Raw genomic sequence first — 243 nt, forward strand, 5'->3', positions numbered from 1 at the left:
GCGTGCCAAAAGTCAACGCCAGATATGTTGATACCCCGTCTCCGGCGGTTGCCGGGGCAGGGTTCCTTTGAAATACAACAGCGAGGACGCTGTGTCCGCCTGGTTTATTCCACCATGGCGGACCGCTCTTCCTGTGATGCGAATGCATTCACGGAGAGTTTGATCCTGGCTCAGGACGAACGCTGGCGGCGTGCTTAACACATGCAAGTCGAACGATGAAGCCGCTTCGGTGGTGGATTAGTG

At 56.4% G+C, this 243-nt stretch carries 1 rRNA gene; it reads left to right on the forward strand.

Annotation, left to right across the window (positions count from 1 at the left end):
* Window positions 1-147: 147 nt before the first annotated feature.
* Window positions 148-243: ribosomal RNA gene (locus tag IO40_RS0132890) — 16S ribosomal RNA — on the forward strand; the annotation flags it as partial.

Source organism: Streptomyces albus subsp. albus (assembly GCF_000725885.1).
GTDB lineage: Bacteria > Actinomycetota > Actinomycetes > Streptomycetales > Streptomycetaceae > Streptomyces > Streptomyces albus.